Below are 15,802 nucleotides of genomic sequence, written 5' to 3' on the forward strand. Positions count from 1 at the left end.
CGGATAGTTTCCGTGTGTGATCATTCCCGTACGACGACGAAGACTGGTGACGGCAGCGGCGCTGTGCGCCGCCCTCACGGGGTGCGCGGGCGGACCCAACGGTTCCGCCTCCTTCCCGGCCGCGGCGACCCCGGCCGCCTCTGCCTCCGGCCGCCCCGCACCCGCCCCGTCACCGGAGCGGGCCGCGCCGCCGACCCTGGCCGCGGGTCCCGGCGGTCTCACCCCCGTCTTCGAACGCGCCCGCGACACCCGTACCAAAACGGTCGCGCTGACCTTCGACGCCGACATGACCGCGGACCAGGGCCCACGGGCCGCGCGCGGCGAGCACTTCGACAACCCCGCCCTGATCGCGTCCCTGCGCAGGCTGAAGGTCCCGGCGACGGTCTTTATGACGGGCCGCTGGGCCGAGGAGTACCCGGACCAGGCCCGCTCCATCGGGCGGGACCCGCTCTTCGAGATCGCCAACCACTCGTACAGCCACCACGCCTTCAAGTCCCCCTGCTACGGCCTGCCGACGGTCGACGGGCAGCAGATGCGCACCGACGTGGAGCGCGCCTTCGCCGTGTTCCGCAAGGCGGGCGCGCGGAACATCGTCCCGTACTTCCGTTTCCCCGGCGGCTGTTACGACGACGAGGCCCTGCGCGCACTGGCCCCGGCGAAGGTGACGGCGGTCCAGTGGGACGTGGTGAGCGGCGACGCCTTCGCGCGCGACGGGGACGCGGTGGCCGAGCAGGTCCTGGCCGGGGTGCGGCCGGGCTCGCTGGTGGTCATGCACTGCACGCGCAGCGCGGCGCCGGTGACCGAGCAGGCGATCCTGCGGATCGTGCCGGAGCTGCGCGAGCGCGGCTACCGCTTCGTGAAGGTCTCGGACCTCATGAAGACGTCATGAGCCCTCATGAGCCCCCATGAACATGAGCCCTCATGAAGCCCTCGTGCGGAGCTGAATCTCGTACAGCGTCTCCATCCCGTCCTCCTCGTCCCACAGTTCGCCGGTCTCCGTGAAGCCGAAACCGGCGATGGTGGCCAGGGACGCCACGTTGTCGGGCCGGATCGACGCCCGCACCGTGGTCACACCCGGCTCGGCGGCGGCCCGGCGCAGGAGCTCGGTGAGGGTGGCCCTGGCGTATCCCCGGCGGCGAAAGGCCGGGTCGACGGCGTAACCGACCTCGACCATGCCCCGGTCGTCGGGCGGACCGTGGAACCCGCCGTGTCCGACGACCTCGCCGCCCGGCCCGCACACCGCGAGCCGGCCGCACCAGTGCGCCCGCGCGGGGTCGTCTGCCATCTGCCCGAGGCGGTAGCGCCACAGCCACAGCGCACTGTCGGTCAGGAAGAAGTCGGTCAGGGCGACCCCGGCCTCGGCGCCGGCCTCGGCCAGGTCACCGTCGAGCAGGGCGGTCATGACCGCCCCGTCCAGCTCCACGAAGCTGATCTGTTGCTGCTGCTCGTCTCGATCTGTCACCGTGCGGATGATCCCGCTCGCCCGGCCGCCCGTCGACCCAATTTCACCCCGAGCAGGCCATGCGCTGCGCCTCCTGCCACTCGCAGACGGGGCAGTACACGACGCCCTTGACCGACTCCGGGTACTCGGTCGGCTTCCGGCACAGCACGCACTCGGCGTACGGCGGGCTCTTCTCGTCCATGCGTACGAGCCTACTCAGGCCCACCCGGGCCCGAGCAGGCGCCGCCTCGGGCCAGGTCAGCTACTCGCCGCCTTCTCGGGCTTGAGCTCGCTCGGCCGGACGATGACGAAGCCGTCGCCCTGGAGCATCAGCTGGACCGCCTCGCCCGAGCCGCCGCGGATCATGGAGCCGACCGACTGCGAGCGGTGCAGCGAGGTGCTGAGCTGGGCGCTCCACCCCACCACCGCGTCGGTGTCGACGTACACCGGCTGCTGCTGGGTCACGGGGATCACGATCGGGCTGCCCTCACAGATGACGGCCAGCTTGCCGTATCCGGTGAAGAGGCTGTTGAAGAGGCCGCCGCCGGTCATGCCGGCGCCCTTCACCGTCTTGATCTCGTACGAGAGGGTCGAGTCGAAGCACAGCACGTTACGGCCGTTGACGGTGAGCGCGTCGCCCTGCTCGATGTCGACGATGAAGCAGTTCTGCGCCTCGTGCGCGAACCACGCCTCGCCCTGGCCGCGCACGGCCATCAGTGCCAGCCCCTCGCCGGTCACGGCGCGCTTGAGCATGCCGCCGATGCCCTGGCCCTTGCGCTCGAACTGCAGGTTGCCGCGGAAGGCGATCATCGAGCCCTGCCGCGCGTGCATCTCGCCATTGACGGCGTACTTCACCGACTTGGCGTTCTGGAGGGTCATTCCGGGGACCGTGGCCTGCTGCGCCATGTTCTCTGAGGCAAAAAGATCGCTCTTCATGCGGATCATCCTGGCCCGGAGCCCTCCGTTCCGCCAAGCTACCTGAGGAGGAGATGCCCCGTACCCGGCTGGCAGACTTGGCCGGGTGAGCGACAACGACATCCCCGAGACCCCCGACAGTCCCTTCCGGCACGAGCAGACCGCGCGCGACGAGGCCCCGCAGTTCGTGCTGCCGCTGGTCGTGCACATCGAGAAGGACGCTCCGCCGGCCCGTACGGACGCCCTGGAGACGGCGGCCCGCGCGGTACTGGTGATGCTGTCCGACGAGCGGTCGCTGGGCGAGGGCGAGTGGGCCGAGACGATGCGGCTCTGGCAGGACGCCCGGATCCGCAAGGTGGTGCGGCGGGCGCGCGGCGGCGAGTGGCGGAAGGCCTCGGCGCTCCCCGGCATCACCGTCACCGGACAGGCGGCGGAGGTGCGGGTCTTCCCGCCCGTACCTTCCCCAAGCTCTCGGCTTCGCTCGAGCAGGGGATACCCCATTGACGGCTGGCCCAAGGAGCTGGCGAAGCTCCAGGTCTCGGGCACGGAACTGGACGATCCCCAGCCGCCGGGCCCGGCCGCCGCCGAGGGCGCGGTGCTGTGGATGAGCCCGGACGTCGGCATGTCGGCGGGCAAGGCGATGGCGCAGGCCGGTCACGGCGCCCAACTGGCCTGGTGGGAGCTGTCGGAGGTGGAGCGGAAGGCCTGGCAGGCCGCCGGCTTCCCGCTCTCGGTACGTACGCCCGAGGCCGGGCGGTGGCGGGAGCTCACCGCGAGCGGGCTGCCGATAGTGCGCGACGCGGGGTTCACGGAGATCGCCCCCGGTTCCTGCACGGTGGTCGCGGACCACCCGGCGCTGCGCCGCCGGGCGCCGCGGCCCTGAACCGGATTTTGGTCGCGCGCCGTTGAACGCGTCGGCTGCGTCACACGTACCTACGAATACTTGCAAGTAGGTTGTCCGGCCGCCCGGCAGGCGGTTGGTTCGACGGTGTAACGCATCGGCTCGGGAGACACTTTGTTGCGACGCATCAACGGAACAGCACTCATCATCGCGGCACTTGTCGCCACCATCGGCGCACTCGCCTTCCCCGTGTGGTCCTACGCGGACCGCTCCGGCACCGGCCAGGCCAACCTCAACGCCTCCACGGTCGCCACCCAGTGGGGCCCGCTGTCCGCCACCGACCGGGATTTCCTGGTGAAGGTGCGGCTGGCGGGCCTGTGGGAGCTGCCCGCCGGACAGCAGGCCATCGAACGAGCCCCCAGCGAGGCGATCAAGGAGGCCGGCGACCACCTGGTCGTCGGCCACGCGGACCTCGACAAGCGGGCCCGTTCAGTGGCCGCGCAGCTCAACGTGCCGCTGCCGAACCAGCCCAACGAGCAGCAGCAGGGGTGGCTCAGGGAGCTGTCGGCGGCGAGCGGTCCGGAGTACGAGCGCAAGTTCGCCAATCTGCTGCGCAACGCGCACGGCAAGGTCTTCTCCCTCGTGGCCCAGGTGCGGCACACCACGCGCAACGCGCTGATACGGCAGCTGGCGACCGACGCGAACCAGACCGTCCTCGACCACATCACCATGCTGGAGGCCACCGGTCTGGTCGACTTCGACGCCCTGGCGAACGAGGCCGCGGGCAACACCACGGCGAGCCCGACCGGGCCCCCGCCGCCCGACGGCTCGGTGACGGTCCCGTCGCCGCCGCCCGCCGTGCCGACCGGTGACCAGACCTTCACCTCCCGGCCGTCCGCACAGCCGGAGGGCGAGATCGGCAGCCCGGCGGTCAACACGAACCGCCCCGAGCCGTCGCCCTAACCTCAAATCAACCTCTGAACGTCCCCTCCTCTGGATTCGGCGCGGCGCGCCGGGGCCATTACCCCTGCACGAAGCAGAGGAGGGGGACACATGGAACGTCTTGGACGTCTCGGTACGGGTATCGGCTGGCGGCCGGAGATCGCCGACGCGGTGGAGGCGCTGCCCGGCATCGACTGGGTCGAGGCGGTGGCGGAGAACCTCTGCCCCGGCCACCTCCCCGACTCCATCCTCCGGCTGCGCGCCCGCGGTACGAAGGTGATCCCGCACGGTGTCTCGCTGGGCCTGGGCGGCGCGGACCGCCCGGACGCGGCCCGGCTGGCGGACCTGGCGGCGACGGCCGAGGCGCTGGGCGCCCCTCTCGTCACGGAGCACATCGCGTTCGTACGGGCGGGAGGCCCCCTCACGGCAAGCCCGCTTCTGGAGGCCGGGCACCTGCTCCCGGTGCCGCGCACCTGGGACGCGCTCGACGTACTGTGCGAGAACGTGCGCATCGCGCAGGACTCGCTGCCGGTGCCGCTGGCGCTGGAGAACATAGCGGCGCTGATCAACTGGCCGGACGAGGACATGACGGAGGGCCAGTTCCTGGCGGAGCTGGTGTCCCGGACCGGCGTCCGCCTCCTGATCGACGTGGCCAACCTCCACACCAACCACGTGAACCGCGGCGAGGATCCTTCGGCGGCGCTCGACGAGCTCCCGGTGGAGGCGATCGCGTACGTCCACGTGGCGGGCGGCATCGAGAAGGACGGCGTCTGGCACGACACGCACGCCCACCCCGTGCCCCGGCCGGTCCTCGACATCCTGACGGACCTCCGCTCCCGCACGGACCCGCCGGGCGTCCTCCTGGAGCGCGACGACAACTTCCCGCCCCCGGAGGACCTGGCCAGGGAACTGACGAAAATCCGCACAGCCCTGACGCCCCCGGCACAGCGCGCCGGGCGGCCGGAGACCACGCCCCCCGCCGCTCCCGAGCGCGGCGAGGCCCGCCTCGTCGGGGTGCTGGAGGGCCACCCCCGGTCTCGGGAAGGGGCGGGGGCGGGGCGGGGTGACGACGCCCGTACCCGGGTCGCGCTCGCGCAGGCCGCGCTTCTTTCCGCCCTCGTCGCCGCAACCCCCGTCCCCGCCGGCTTCGACTCCGCGCGCCTGCGCGTCCAGAGCCGTGCGCTCGCCGGGAAGCGGGCCGACGTCGTGGCCAAGGTCGCCCCGGAGCTCGCAGAGCTCCTGGGGGCCGCCGCCTACCGCGACGCGTTCCTCGCGTATGCCAAGTCCCGGCCCATGTCGGCCGGTTACCGGCGCGACGCGCTCGACTTCGCCGAGCACCTGCTGGCCACCGGCCGGGCCGGGGACGAGGCCGCCCGCAGGCGGTTGACCGTCTGGTGGCAGGACCGCGCGGGCCCGCGCCCTCCCCGCCGTACCACCCGATTCGTCCGTGCGGCGCGTGCCGCACTCGTCAGGAAGTGACGCGCCGATGACCACGACCGTCCTCGCCCTGCTCATCACGCTCGCCATCGTGGCGGCCTCGATCATCCTGTTCCGGGGCACCTCCGCCCTCCGCCGCGGCCCGGCCGGCACCGGGCCCGTCCGCATCCACGACCTCATGGAGGTCGCGTTCCTGAACGGCGGCCCCTCCAGGGTCGTGGACACCGCACTCGCCACCATGTGCTCCGACGGCCGCCTCGCGATCGGCGGCCCCGGCGTCGTCTCGGCGCAGAGCACCGTCGCCCACGACCCGGTGGAGCGGAGCGTGTACGCCGAACTCGCCGCCGCGCCCAACGGCGCGCTGCACAACCTGCGGCACGCCGTCATGCGCGGCGAGGCGGTGCAGGAGATCGGCGACAGCCTCGCGTTCCGCGGCCTGATGGTGCCGCCGCAGGCCGGCCGCAAGTGGCGCATCGGCAGTATCGTCCTGCTGCTGGCCTGCATACTCGGTGTGCCCGCGTGCATCGTGACCGCGATCGCGGTGAGCGTCGCGGGGCATTTCGCCGTCCCGTTCATCATCCTGGTGCTGCCCGCGCTGGTCTGGGGAATCGTGTGCGGTGCCGTCAACGCCGGCCGGGCGGCCGCCCGTGTCACCCCGGCGGGCCGCGCGGCGGCCGCCGCGTACGCCGCCTCGCACGTGCACTGGACCACCTCGGGCCACCTCGTCGCGGTGCGCGGCCTGCGGGCGCTGCCCGACCGCGCCCTGTGGGAGCAGTTGCACACGGCGGCGCGGCTGACACCGGGCGGCTCCCGCACCACCTCCCGTACGCCGTCGCCGGACAGCGGCAGCAGCACCACTTACGCGGCCGCCGCCATGGTCTGGTGCGCAGGCTCCGCCTCCGGCGCTTCGAGCTGTGGCAGCAGCTCGGGGAATTCGGGCTCCGGATCGGGCGGTTCCAGTTGCTCCAGCGGCTCCGGCGGGTCGAGCTGCGGCAGCAGCAGCGGATCCAGTTGCAGTTCGAGCTCCGGTTCGAGTTGCAGCTCGGGCTCCAGCTGCGGCAGCAGCTCCTGACAGGCGGCGGAGCGACCCGCCGAACCTGGGCCACGACCACCGCCGACGCCGTACGGGCCGTGGCCGACCGCCTGGTCTCCGCGGGCCTCGCCGTCCCCGACGCCGTACGCGCCCCCCTCGCCTCCGCAGTACGGTCCGTGTGGGCCGCGACCCTGCTCGTCCTGGCCCTGGCCGCCGCGTCCCTGCTGCTGCCGGGTCAGGAGCAGGCCGCGGGCCGGGGCCTGGTCGCCGCCTGGTTCGCGCTCCCGCTCGGCCTCAGCCTGGGCTGCCTGGCCATCGCCCGGTTCGAGATCCACCCGTACACCGGCTGGGCCTCCCCCGCCGGCCGGCGGGTGCTCGACGCGCTCACGCCCGGCCACTGCGCCGGTGAGCGCGCGTTCCTCACCGCCGTCGCCCGTCTCGGCGTACGCGCTGTCGACGATCCGCACCTGCGTGCCGCCCTCGCGGCTCGTCGGGGTCATTGACCCCGACACCGCCCACCGGTGCTTTACTTCGCCAACTCCCCCGCCAAGTATCCCTTTTGTCCCGCACCGCACGCGAAGGGAACGCGATGAGAGCACTGGCCATGTACGGGACCCTGGCATCCGTCGGCTCCCTGGTCCTGACCGCCCTCGTCGCCGCCCCCGCCGGCAGCGCCGAGTCCGCCGCCTCCCCCGAGGCCCGCGGCACCGCGCGCGCCGCCCACCGCGCGGCCGCCGCCGGCATCGCCTTCGGCGCCTGCCCCGCGTCCGAGGGCCTGCCCAAACACGTCAGGTGCGGCACGGTCAAGGTCCCCCTCGACTACGCCGACCCCGGCGGCCGCCAGATCTCACTGACCGTCAGCCGCGCCCGCGCGACCGGGAAGCCCGCCGCACGCCAGGGCGCGCTCGTCTACAACCCCGGCGGCCCCGGCGCGTCCGGCATGTTCTTCCCGATGGCGGGCGTCCTGCCCGAGTGGAAGCGGATCGGCGCGGCGTACGACCTCGTCGGCTACGCTCCGCGCGGCGTCGGCCGCTCGGCCCCGCTGTCCTGCCAGAAGCCGTCGGAGCTCGTCCAGGCTCCCAGCCAGGCCCCGACGCACCCTTCCTTCGCGTACAAGGAGGAGCGCAAAGCCCAGGCCAAGGCGTACGCCGACGGCTGTGCCCGCACGGCGGGCAGCGCGCTGCGCCACTACACGTCGCTCAACAACGCCCGCGACCTGGACGTGCTGCGGGCGGCGCTCGGCGAGAAGGAGCTGACCTTCATGAGCGCGTCGTACGGCACCTACTTCGGCGCGCTGTACGCGACGCTCTTCCCCTCCCACGTACGCCGCATGGTCTTCGACTCGGCCGTCAATCCCGCCCCCGGGCAGATCTGGTACCGCAACAACCTCGACCAGTCGCTCGCCTTCGAGGGGCGCTGGAAGGACTTCCGCACCTGGGTCGCCAAGCACGACAGGACGTACCGCCTGGGCGCCACGCCCGACGCGGTCCAGCTCAGCTACGAGAAGGCGCGCGCCCGGCTCGCCCGCGAACCGGCGGGCGGCAAGGTGGGCCCCGGTCAGCTCCAGTCCGCGCTGCTCAGCGCCGGTTACTACGACGACTACTGGGCGATGCGTGCCACGGCGCTTTCGGAGTACCTGAAGGGCAACCCGAAGCCGCTGATCGAGCAGGCGTCACCGAGGCCCGAGTCGGCGAAGGACGACGAGAACGGCAAGGCCGTCTACACCGCCGTCGAGTGCAATGACGCGCCCTGGCCGACCGAGTGGTGGGTGTGGGACCGCGACAACAGTCTGCTGGCGGAGCGCGCACCCTTCGAGACGTGGGCGAACGCGTGGATGAACCTGCCGTGCGCGTACTGGAGCGCTCCGCGCCAGGAGCCCCTGGACGTCGGTACGCGGCCGGGTGAGCTGCCCCCGACGCTGATCCTGGCCGCCGAGCGGGACGCGGCGACGCCGTATCCGGGCGCGCTGGAACTTCAGCGGCGGCTGGCCGGCTCCGCGCTGGTCACGGAGCGGGACGCGGGGACGCACGGTATCGGCGGCGGCGGGAACAAGTGCGTCAACGGTCACCTGGAGACGTATCTCCTGACCGGTCGGACGCCGGTGCGGCGCGCGCAATGCGCGCCGCACCGGGAGCCGAACCCGGTGTCGCTGGACAAGCGGGCAGTGGCGAAGGAGCCTGCGCCCACCGTCTGATCTTCCGGGTCGGGGGTGGTGGGCCGCCGCTCAGGCGAGGCCCGCCACCAGGTCTGCGACCGACTTGCGCCGACCCGTGTAGAACGGCACTTCTTCGCGCACGTGCATGCGGGCCTCGGAGGCGCGCAGGTGGCGCATCAGGTCGACGATGCGGTAGAGCTCGTCGGCCTCGAACGCCAGCAGCCACTCGTAGTCACCGAGCGAGAACGAGGCGACCGTGTTGGCGCGCACGTCCGGGAAGCCGCGCGCCATCTTGCCGTGGTCGGCGAGCATGCGGCGACGGTCCTCGTCGGGCAGCAGGTACCAGTCGTACGAGCGCACGAAGGGGTAGACCGAGACGTAGTTGCGCGGGGTCTCGTCGGCCAGGAAGGCCGGGATGTGCGACTTGTTGAACTCGGCGGGGCGGTGCAGCGCCATGTTCGACCAGACCGGCTCCAGCGCGCGGCCCAGCCTGGTGCGGCGGAAGAGGTTGTACGCCTCCTGGAGCTGGTCGGCGGTCTCCGCGTGCCACCAGATCATGACGTCCGCGTCGGCGCGCAGCCCCGACACGTCGTACGTGCCGCGCACGGTGACGTCCTTGGCAGCGAGCTGGTCGAACAGCTCCTGCACCTCGTCCGCGTACCCGGCCCGGTCCTCGGGGAGGACGTCGCGCAGCTTGAAGACGGACCACAGGGTGTAGCGGATGACGTCGTTGAGGTCCTTGGCCTTCTTGCCGGCGTTCGGGCCTCGGGGGGATGTCACAGTCTCCGGAGCATCAGTCATGTCCCTATTCTCCCGCGCCCTGATCCGTGCCCCGCGCCGGGTCCGGGGTGAGCATGATCTCGTCGGCGGCGCGCCACCCGCTCGCGACGCACGCGGGGATGCCCACACCGTCGTACGCCGCCCCGCAGACCCGCAGTCCGGGCAGCTTCGCGACTTCGCCGCGCACCCGCGCGACCCGGTCGGGGTGGCCGACGGGGTACTGCGGCAGGCCGCCGATCCAGCGGGTGACCTCGGTGGCGACGGGCCGGGCGGCGAGCCCGGTGGCCGCACCCAGGTCGCGCAGTGACACCTCCACCAGCTCGTCGTCCTCGCGGTGCAGGTGGTCCTCCTCGCCGTAGCGCCCGATGGAGGTGCGCAGGACGAACAGGTCGGGCGCGGCGGCGTCCACCCACCCCCACTTGCGGGTCGAGAACGTCGACGCCTTGATCGTGCGCCCGTCCACGGGCGGCACGAGGAATCCTGAGCCCTCCGGCAGCGACGACTGCACGTCCCGGCGCCGGAAGGCCATGGTGACCAGGGCCATCGACGCGTACTCGACGGCGGCCAGCTCGGCGGCCGCGGCCGGTGACTCGGCGGCGAGCAGCGCGGAGGCGGCCCAGGCGGGGGCCGCGAGGACGACGGAGCCGGCCGTGATCACCCGCTCGTCGGTACGCACCTGCCAGCCGTCGGCGCCGCGCGTCAGCCCGAGCACGGGGGTCCGGAGCAGAACCTCGCCGCCCTTGGCCCGCACCGCGTCCGCGACGGCGTCGGGCAGGGTACCCACGCCCCCCTCGATGCCCATGAAGACGGGGCCGGTCTGCTGGTTCGCGGAGGCCCTGCGCTGGATCTCCCGTACGCCGTCGAGGAGCGAGTCGTACGTACGCGCCGCCTCGAAGAGCTGCGGTACGGCGGCGCGCATCGAGGTGCGGTACACATCACCGGCGTACACGCCGCCCAGCAGCGGTTCCACCAGCCGGTCGACGACCTCGCGGCCGAGGCGGGCCGCGACGTACTCGCCGAGCGCGATGTCGTCGCCGACGTCGGTGCGCGGCAGCTCGTGGTCGCGGCGCATCCGCGCGAGGCCGTCGGCGGACAGGACTCCGCCTAGCACCGACGGGTCGCCGGGCACGCCCATGACGTGCCCCTTCGGCATCGGGGTGAGCACGCCCCGGTTCCACAGCGACGCCGTGGCGGTGGCGGGCGGCTGGAGACGGTCCCCGAGCCCCACCTCGCGCGCGAGGGCGACCGCCTCGGGCCGCCGGGCGAGCATCGACTCGGCACCCAGGTCGACGGGCGCACCCGCGATCTCGCCCGCCAGGAGCTTGCCGCCGAGCCGGTCCGTCGCCTCCAGCAGGGTCACGCGGGCACCGGCGCCGACCAGCCGGTGGGCGGCGGCGAGCCCGGAGATGCCACCGCCGATGACGACGACATGGCCCGTACGAGATTCCACGTTCATGGGGTCCACTCTCTCAAACCCGGAACGAGTCCTGACCGTGACCGCTTCGGGACCGGAAAACGGCAACCCCCTCCCCCGCCCCGTACGTCGAATCCGCAACACCCACAACGACGTTCGGGGGGAACCGACATGCGTGCAGCACGTACGTCCGGGCACCGGTCGCTCACGGCCCTGGCGGCCGCTCTGCTCACCGCTTCACTCGCGGTCGGCGGATGCGGCGCGAGCGACAACGGCGCCGCCAGGGACAGCGCCCGGGGCGCGGCGGCCGACAGCAAGGGCGGAGGGCAGGAGGAGCGGGCGGCCGGCAGCGGCGCCGACACCGATGCGGGGACCGGGGCCGGGGCCGGGGCGCAGAAACCCGCCGATCAGGCCGGGGCGAAGAAGCCACCGCTCGCCAAGACCCACGTCATCCGTACCGCGACCCTCTCCGTCGAGGTCGAGAGCGCCACGAAGGCGCTCGCCACGGCCCGTGCGGCGGCGGAGAACGCCGGGGGTGTCGTCGGCAACGAGAGCACCGAGCGGATCGACGACAGCCACGTCTACTCCCGCATCGTGCTGCGCGTCCCGCAGGAGGAGTACGACGCCATACTGAAGGAGCTCACCGGCACCGGCAAGCTCCTCAACCGCAAGGCCGACGCCAAGGACGTCACCGACCAGGTGGTGGACGTCGAGAGCCGCGTCAAGTCGCAGCGGACGAGCGTCGCGCGGGTGCGGGACATGATGGACCGGGCGACCGATCTCAGCGATGTGGTCATGCTGGAAGGGGAGCTGAACACCCGTCAGACGGAGCTGGAGGCGCTGCTCGCGCAGCAGGCGTCGCTGAAGGACCGTACGGCCATGGCGACCATCACCCTCGAACTCTCCGAGCCCGAAGCGAAGGAGACCGCCCGGGAGGACGACGACCCCGGTTTCCTGGACGCGCTCGGTGGCGGCTGGGACGCGTTCACCACGACCCTGAAGTGGGTCGCGATGGCGCTCGGCGCGGTGGCGCCGTTCGCGGCGGCGCTCGCGCTGCTGTACGCGCTGTGGCGGCTGCTGCGGGGCCGCCTGCCGCAGCGGGGGGCACAGGTGCTGGCGCCCGCCGGGGAGCCGCAGGAGAGGCCGCGGCCGCAGGAGTAACCCTTAGCGTGTCCTGACGGCAGTACGTACTGACGAGGGGACGGACACGCATGGCAGCGGCGGAGCGACTGGTGGTCATCGGCGGCGATGCGGCGGGCATGTCCGCCGCATCGCAGGCCCGCAGGCTCAAGGGCCCGGACGAGCTGGAGATCGTGGCCTTCGAGCGCGGCCACTTCTCGTCGTACTCGGCCTGCGGGATCCCGTACTGGGTCGGTGGAGCCGTCCCGGACCGGGACGACCTCATCGCCCGTACGCCCGAGGAGCACCGGACGCGCGACATCGACCTGCGGATCCGCACCGAGGTCACCGACATCGACGTGGCGGGTGGCCGGGTCCGTTCGCGCGACCTCGAATCGGGCGCCGAGTCCTGGACCGGCTTCGACAAGCTGGTGGTGGCGACCGGCGCCCGGCCGGTGCGCCCGCCCCTGCCGGGCATCGACGCGCCGGGCGTGCACGGCGTGCAGACCCTCGACGACGGCCAGGCGCTGATCGGCACGCTGGAGCGGACGAAGGGGCGGCGCGCGGTTGTCGTCGGGGCGGGGTACATCGGCGTCGAGATGGCGGAGGCGCTGGTCGGGCGCGGGTACGAGGTGACCGTCCTGAACCGGGGCGAGCAGCCGATGGCCACCCTCGACCCGGACATGGGCCGCCTCGTCCACGAGGCGATGAACGGCATGGGCATCACGACCGTCTCGGGCGCCGAGGTGACCAAGGTCCTGACCGGCGACGACGGGCGCGTCAGGGCGGTCGCCACGGACGCGGAGACCTACCCGGCGGACGTCGTGGTCCTGGGCATCGGCGTGGAACCGGAGACCACTCTGGCGCGGGACGCGGGCCTGCCGGTCGGCTCGTACGGCGGGCTGGTCACCGACCTCTCCATGCGCGTCGTGGGCCACGACAACATCTGGGCGGGCGGCGACTGCGTGGAGGTGCTCGACCTCGTCTCGGGCCGCCGGCGCCACATCGCGCTCGGCACGCACGCGAACAAGCACGGTCAGGTGATCGGGTCGAACGTGGGGGGCGGCTACGCGACGTTCCCTGGTGTCGTCGGCACGGCGGTCAGCAAGGTGTGCGATCTGGAGATCGCGCGGACCGGGCTGCGTGAGAAGGACGCACGGGCGGAGGGCCTGCAGTTCGTGACGGCGACGATCGAGTCCACGAGCCGTGCGGGGTACTACCCCGGCGCGTCGCCGATGACGGTGAAGATGACGGCGGAGCGGCGTACGGGGCGGCTGCTCGGGGTGCAGATCGTGGGCCGGGAGGGGGCGGGCAAGCGGGTCGACATCGCGGCGGTAGCTCTCCACGCCCGCATGACGGTGGAGCAGATGACGGCCCTGGATCTGGGCTACGCCCCGCCGTTCTCCCCCGTGTGGGACCCGGTCCTGGTGGCGGCGCGCAAGGCGGTGGCGGCGGTACGGGAGGGGGGAGCGTAGGGGACGCGGAGCCGTGCGGGGCTGTTCCCCTACCCGCCCCTTCCCGACCTGGGGCAAACCCCAGACCCCGGACGCCCTACGGGCGTGTCCTCAAACGCCGGACGGGCTGGATGGTTACCGCAGCGCGGGCAGGCTGGCTGCCGCCAGGGCGGGCCGAGTTTTGCGGCCAGGGCCGCGAATCTCGCCCCTGCCCGGCATATCCAGCCCCTCCGGCGTTTGAGGAGCGGGGTCTGGGGCGGAGCCCCCCGCGGCGAAGCCGCAAATGTCACAGCCGGGAAGGGGCGGGGTGGGGAAAAGGCCCGCCGCAGGCGGTCAGCTCCTAGCGCGCCGTGCGCGTGTGGACGTACTCCGTCAGGCGGGTCAGGGCGTCGGGGTCGGTCGTCGGCAGGACACCGTGGCCCAGGTTGAAGATGTGGCCTTCGAGGCCCGCCGCCGCAGCCAGCACCTCGTCGGTCTTCGCCATGACCGCGTCCGGCGTCGAAAAGAGGACGGCCGGGTCGAGGTTGCCCTGGAGCGCCTTGCCGGGGCCGACGCGCCGCGCCGCCTCGTCCATCGGGACGCGCCAGTCGACGCCGACGACATCCGCACCGGCCTCGCCCATCAGGCCCAGCAGCTCGCCCGTGCCCACCCCGAAGTGGATGCGCGGTACGCCGTACGACGCCACCGCGTCGAAGACCTTCGCGGAAGCGGGCATCACCGAGCGCGTGTAGTCGGCGGGGGCGATCGCGCCGACCCAGGAGTCGAAGAGCTGCACCGCGGACGCGCCGGCCTCGATCTGCACCTTCAGGAAGGCGCCGGTGATCTCCGCGAGCCGGTCGAGGAGATCGGCCCACAGCTGCGGGTCGCCGTACATCAGCGCCTTCGTGTGCTCGTGGTTGCGCGAAGGACCGCCCTCCACGAGGTAACTCGCGAGGGTGAAAGGCGCGCCCGCGAATCCGATGAGCGGAGTGGACCCGAGCTCTCGCGTGAGCATTCCGATCGCCTCGGTGACGTACGCGACGTCGTCCGGCGTGAGGTCCCGCAGCCGGGCCAGGTCGGCCCGCGTACGGATCGGCTCGGCGATGACAGGGCCGACTCCCGGCTTGATGTCCAGGTCGATACCGATCGCCTTCAGCGGCACCACGATGTCGCTGAAGAAAATGGCCGCGTCGACGCCGTGACGGCGTACGGGCTGCAGCGTGATCTCGGTGACCAGCTCCGGCCGCATGCACGACTCCAGCATCGGGATGCCCTCGCGCACCTTCAGGTACTCCGGCAGCGAGCGCCCCGCCTGCCGCATGAACCAGACCGGCGTGTGCGGCACCGGCTCGCGCCTGCACGCCTTGAGGAAGGCCGAGTCGTACGTCTGGCTCTGCGGGCTGCCCACGGGGCGGCGGTCATTGGCACTCACGCCCAAATCTTCGCACGCGGGCCGAAGCGGGTGTCGCGGGGCGGGTGTCCTTCCCTGCGCGAGGCTCGCGTTCCGCCTACTCTTCCCCGCATGGCTCCGGCTCAGGGACGACTTTCGGATGAGGATGAGGCTGACGACAGGGGCGGCGCGGGGGGCGACTCCGCCCCGCCCGCGTTCCGTCAAGCGGTCGAGGCCCTGCGCTCGGCGCGCCTGCGTCCCGAGGTGGAGGTGGACCCCACCCGCGCCCCCCAGCGACTCGCGCCGTACGCGTACGCGCTGGAAGCGGCTGTCGTGCACGGCGACGAGGACCTGGCGGACGGGCGGCTGGTGCTGCTGCACGACCCGGCGGGGCACGACGCCTGGCACGGCACCTTCCGGCTGGTGACGCTCGTACGGGCGGAACTGGAGCCGGAGATGGCGGCCGATCCGCTGCTTCCCGAGGTGAGCTGGTCCTGGCTGACGGGCGCGCTGGAGGCACGCGGTCTGTCGTACGCGGAGGCGAGCGGCACCGTGACGCGGGCCGGCTCGTACTACTTCGGTGGCCTGGCCGAGCGCAGGCCCGCCACGCAGATCGAGATCAGGGCGTCGTGGACGCCCCGCGAGGGGCGCGGCGGGGTGCCGGACACGGCGGCGCATCTGGCGGCCTGGTGCGACCTGTTGGCGCAGATCGCCGGGCTGCCTCCGGTGACCGGCCACGGGCCGGGTCCGGTGGACGCGGGTGTGGTGTCGCTGCCGCAGCGGCGGGGCCCGCAGGCGCCTTAGCAGGAGACGTGGGGGCGCACGGACGGGGGCGCGCCCTCTTTCGTGTGCCCGGGCCGCCAATTCTTCACATGATCGATCACTCGTCCGAATTGCCCGAA

The 15,802-nt window shown here is 72.6% G+C and carries 16 protein-coding genes; 10 read left to right on the forward strand and 6 right to left on the reverse strand.

Going from position 1 to position 15,802, the window contains the following annotated elements; genetic code table 11:
- The first annotated feature begins 16 nt into the window (after window positions 1-16).
- A complete protein-coding gene (locus J7E91_RS16250; RefSeq protein ID WP_214904490.1) occupies window positions 17-889 on the forward strand; it encodes a polysaccharide deacetylase family protein in 873 nt (290 codons plus the stop codon).
- Window positions 890-919: 30 nt separating this feature from the next.
- Here the strand turns inward: J7E91_RS16250 and J7E91_RS16255 are convergent, their stop codons facing one another.
- The 3 genes from J7E91_RS16255 to J7E91_RS16265 are packed head-to-tail and all read right to left on the reverse strand — an operon-like array spanning window position 920 to window position 2,377.
- Window positions 920-1,462, reverse strand: a complete 543-nt coding sequence (locus tag J7E91_RS16255) for a GNAT family N-acetyltransferase (protein WP_308376633.1) — start codon at window positions 1,460-1,462, stop codon at window positions 920-922.
- Window positions 1,463-1,505: 43 nt separating this feature from the next.
- A complete protein-coding gene (locus J7E91_RS16260; protein ID WP_214904492.1) occupies window positions 1,506-1,643 on the reverse strand; it encodes a hypothetical protein in 138 nt (45 codons plus the stop codon).
- A gap of 56 nt (window positions 1,644-1,699) precedes the next feature.
- The gene (locus J7E91_RS16265; protein WP_214904494.1) at window positions 1,700-2,377 is read right to left on the reverse strand and encodes an AIM24 family protein; all 678 of its coding nucleotides are present in this window, start codon (window positions 2,375-2,377) and stop codon (window positions 1,700-1,702) included.
- 85 nt (window positions 2,378-2,462) lie between these two features.
- On the opposite strand from J7E91_RS16265, the gene J7E91_RS16270 reads away from it, so the two are divergent.
- From J7E91_RS16270 to J7E91_RS16295, 6 genes are all read left to right on the forward strand, one after another.
- On the forward strand, window positions 2,463-3,239 hold the full coding sequence (locus J7E91_RS16270) for an aminoacyl-tRNA hydrolase (protein ID WP_214904495.1): 777 nt from the start codon (window positions 2,463-2,465) through the stop codon (window positions 3,237-3,239).
- A 135-nt stretch (window positions 3,240-3,374) separates the two neighbouring features.
- A complete protein-coding gene (locus J7E91_RS16275; RefSeq protein WP_214904498.1) occupies window positions 3,375-4,160 on the forward strand; it encodes a DUF4142 domain-containing protein in 786 nt (261 codons plus the stop codon).
- Window positions 4,161-4,250: 90 nt separating this feature from the next.
- Window positions 4,251-5,618, forward strand: a complete 1,368-nt coding sequence (locus tag J7E91_RS16280; RefSeq protein WP_214904501.1) for a DUF692 domain-containing protein — start codon at window positions 4,251-4,253, stop codon at window positions 5,616-5,618.
- A gap of 7 nt (window positions 5,619-5,625) precedes the next feature.
- On the forward strand, window positions 5,626-6,648 hold the full coding sequence (locus J7E91_RS16285; protein WP_214904504.1) for a TIGR04222 domain-containing membrane protein: 1,023 nt from the start codon (window positions 5,626-5,628) through the stop codon (window positions 6,646-6,648).
- Window positions 6,588-7,112 carry a TIGR04222 domain-containing membrane protein gene (locus tag J7E91_RS16290; protein WP_214904507.1) on the forward strand — a complete coding sequence of 175 codons (525 nt, stop codon included), beginning with the start codon at window positions 6,588-6,590 and terminating at the stop codon, window positions 7,110-7,112. The genes J7E91_RS16285 and J7E91_RS16290 overlap by 61 nt, the downstream gene beginning before the upstream one ends.
- An 86-nt stretch (window positions 7,113-7,198) precedes the next feature.
- Window positions 7,199-8,803 carry an alpha/beta hydrolase gene (locus J7E91_RS16295; RefSeq protein ID WP_214904510.1) on the forward strand — a complete coding sequence of 535 codons (1,605 nt, stop codon included), beginning with the start codon at window positions 7,199-7,201 and terminating at the stop codon, window positions 8,801-8,803.
- Between the two features lie 30 nt (window positions 8,804-8,833).
- Here J7E91_RS16295 and hemQ read toward each other — a convergent pair whose 3' ends face one another.
- Both hemQ and hemG read right to left on the reverse strand, forming a co-directional pair.
- On the reverse strand, window positions 8,834-9,565 hold the full coding sequence (gene hemQ / locus J7E91_RS16300; RefSeq protein ID WP_214904514.1) for a hydrogen peroxide-dependent heme synthase: 732 nt from the start codon (window positions 9,563-9,565) through the stop codon (window positions 8,834-8,836).
- A gap of 4 nt (window positions 9,566-9,569) precedes the next feature.
- On the reverse strand, window positions 9,570-11,102 hold the full coding sequence (hemG, locus tag J7E91_RS16305) for a protoporphyrinogen oxidase (protein WP_374224724.1): 1,533 nt from the start codon (window positions 11,100-11,102) through the stop codon (window positions 9,570-9,572).
- 27 nt (window positions 11,103-11,129) lie between these two features.
- Here hemG and J7E91_RS16310 point away from each other — a divergent pair, with 27 nt between their 5' ends.
- Window positions 11,130-12,119 (forward strand): DUF4349 domain-containing protein, encoded by a 990-nt coding sequence (locus J7E91_RS16310; protein ID WP_214904521.1) that lies wholly within the window; start codon window positions 11,130-11,132, stop codon window positions 12,117-12,119.
- Between the two features lie 50 nt (window positions 12,120-12,169).
- Window positions 12,170-13,552 carry an FAD-dependent oxidoreductase gene (locus J7E91_RS16315; protein ID WP_214904533.1) on the forward strand — a complete coding sequence of 461 codons (1,383 nt, stop codon included), beginning with the start codon at window positions 12,170-12,172 and terminating at the stop codon, window positions 13,550-13,552.
- A gap of 319 nt (window positions 13,553-13,871) precedes the next feature.
- On the opposite strand, the gene hemE is transcribed toward J7E91_RS16315, so the two are convergent.
- Window positions 13,872-14,942 (reverse strand): uroporphyrinogen decarboxylase, encoded by a 1,071-nt coding sequence (gene hemE, locus J7E91_RS16320; protein ID WP_214904536.1) that lies wholly within the window; start codon window positions 14,940-14,942, stop codon window positions 13,872-13,874.
- Window positions 14,943-15,032: 90 nt separating this feature from the next.
- Between hemE and J7E91_RS16325 the strand changes: the two genes are divergently transcribed.
- Window positions 15,033-15,704, forward strand: a complete 672-nt coding sequence (locus tag J7E91_RS16325) for a DUF3000 domain-containing protein (RefSeq protein WP_214904539.1) — start codon at window positions 15,033-15,035, stop codon at window positions 15,702-15,704.
- The last annotated feature ends 98 nt before the right edge of the window (window positions 15,705-15,802 follow it).

The sequence above is a fragment of the Streptomyces sp. ISL-99 genome (assembly GCF_018614005.1).
GTDB classification, from domain to species: Bacteria; Actinomycetota; Actinomycetes; order Streptomycetales; family Streptomycetaceae; genus Streptomyces; species Streptomyces flavidovirens.

What these genes read in the sequence shown, in the direction of transcription:
- J7E91_RS16260 (WP_214904492.1), bottom strand. Translation starts at nt 1,643, where the DNA reads ATGGACGAGAAGAGCCCGCCGTACGCCGAGTGCGTGCTGTGCCGGAAG.
- J7E91_RS16265 (WP_214904494.1), bottom strand. Translation starts at nt 2,377, where the DNA reads ATGAAGAGCGATCTTTTTGCCTCAGAGAACATGGCGCAGCAGGCCACG.
- J7E91_RS16280 (WP_214904501.1), top strand. Translation starts at nt 4,251, where the DNA reads ATGGAACGTCTTGGACGTCTCGGTACGGGTATCGGCTGGCGGCCGGAG.
- J7E91_RS16285 (WP_214904504.1), top strand. Translation starts at nt 5,626, where the DNA reads ATGACCACGACCGTCCTCGCCCTGCTCATCACGCTCGCCATCGTGGCG.
- J7E91_RS16295 (WP_214904510.1), top strand. Translation starts at nt 7,199, where the DNA reads ATGAGAGCACTGGCCATGTACGGGACCCTGGCATCCGTCGGCTCCCTG.
- hemQ (WP_214904514.1), bottom strand. Translation starts at nt 9,565, where the DNA reads ATGACTGATGCTCCGGAGACTGTGACATCCCCCCGAGGCCCGAACGCC.
- J7E91_RS16310 (WP_214904521.1), top strand. Translation starts at nt 11,130, where the DNA reads ATGCGTGCAGCACGTACGTCCGGGCACCGGTCGCTCACGGCCCTGGCG.
- J7E91_RS16315 (WP_214904533.1), top strand. Translation starts at nt 12,170, where the DNA reads ATGGCAGCGGCGGAGCGACTGGTGGTCATCGGCGGCGATGCGGCGGGC.
- J7E91_RS16325 (WP_214904539.1), top strand. Translation starts at nt 15,033, where the DNA reads ATGGCTCCGGCTCAGGGACGACTTTCGGATGAGGATGAGGCTGACGAC.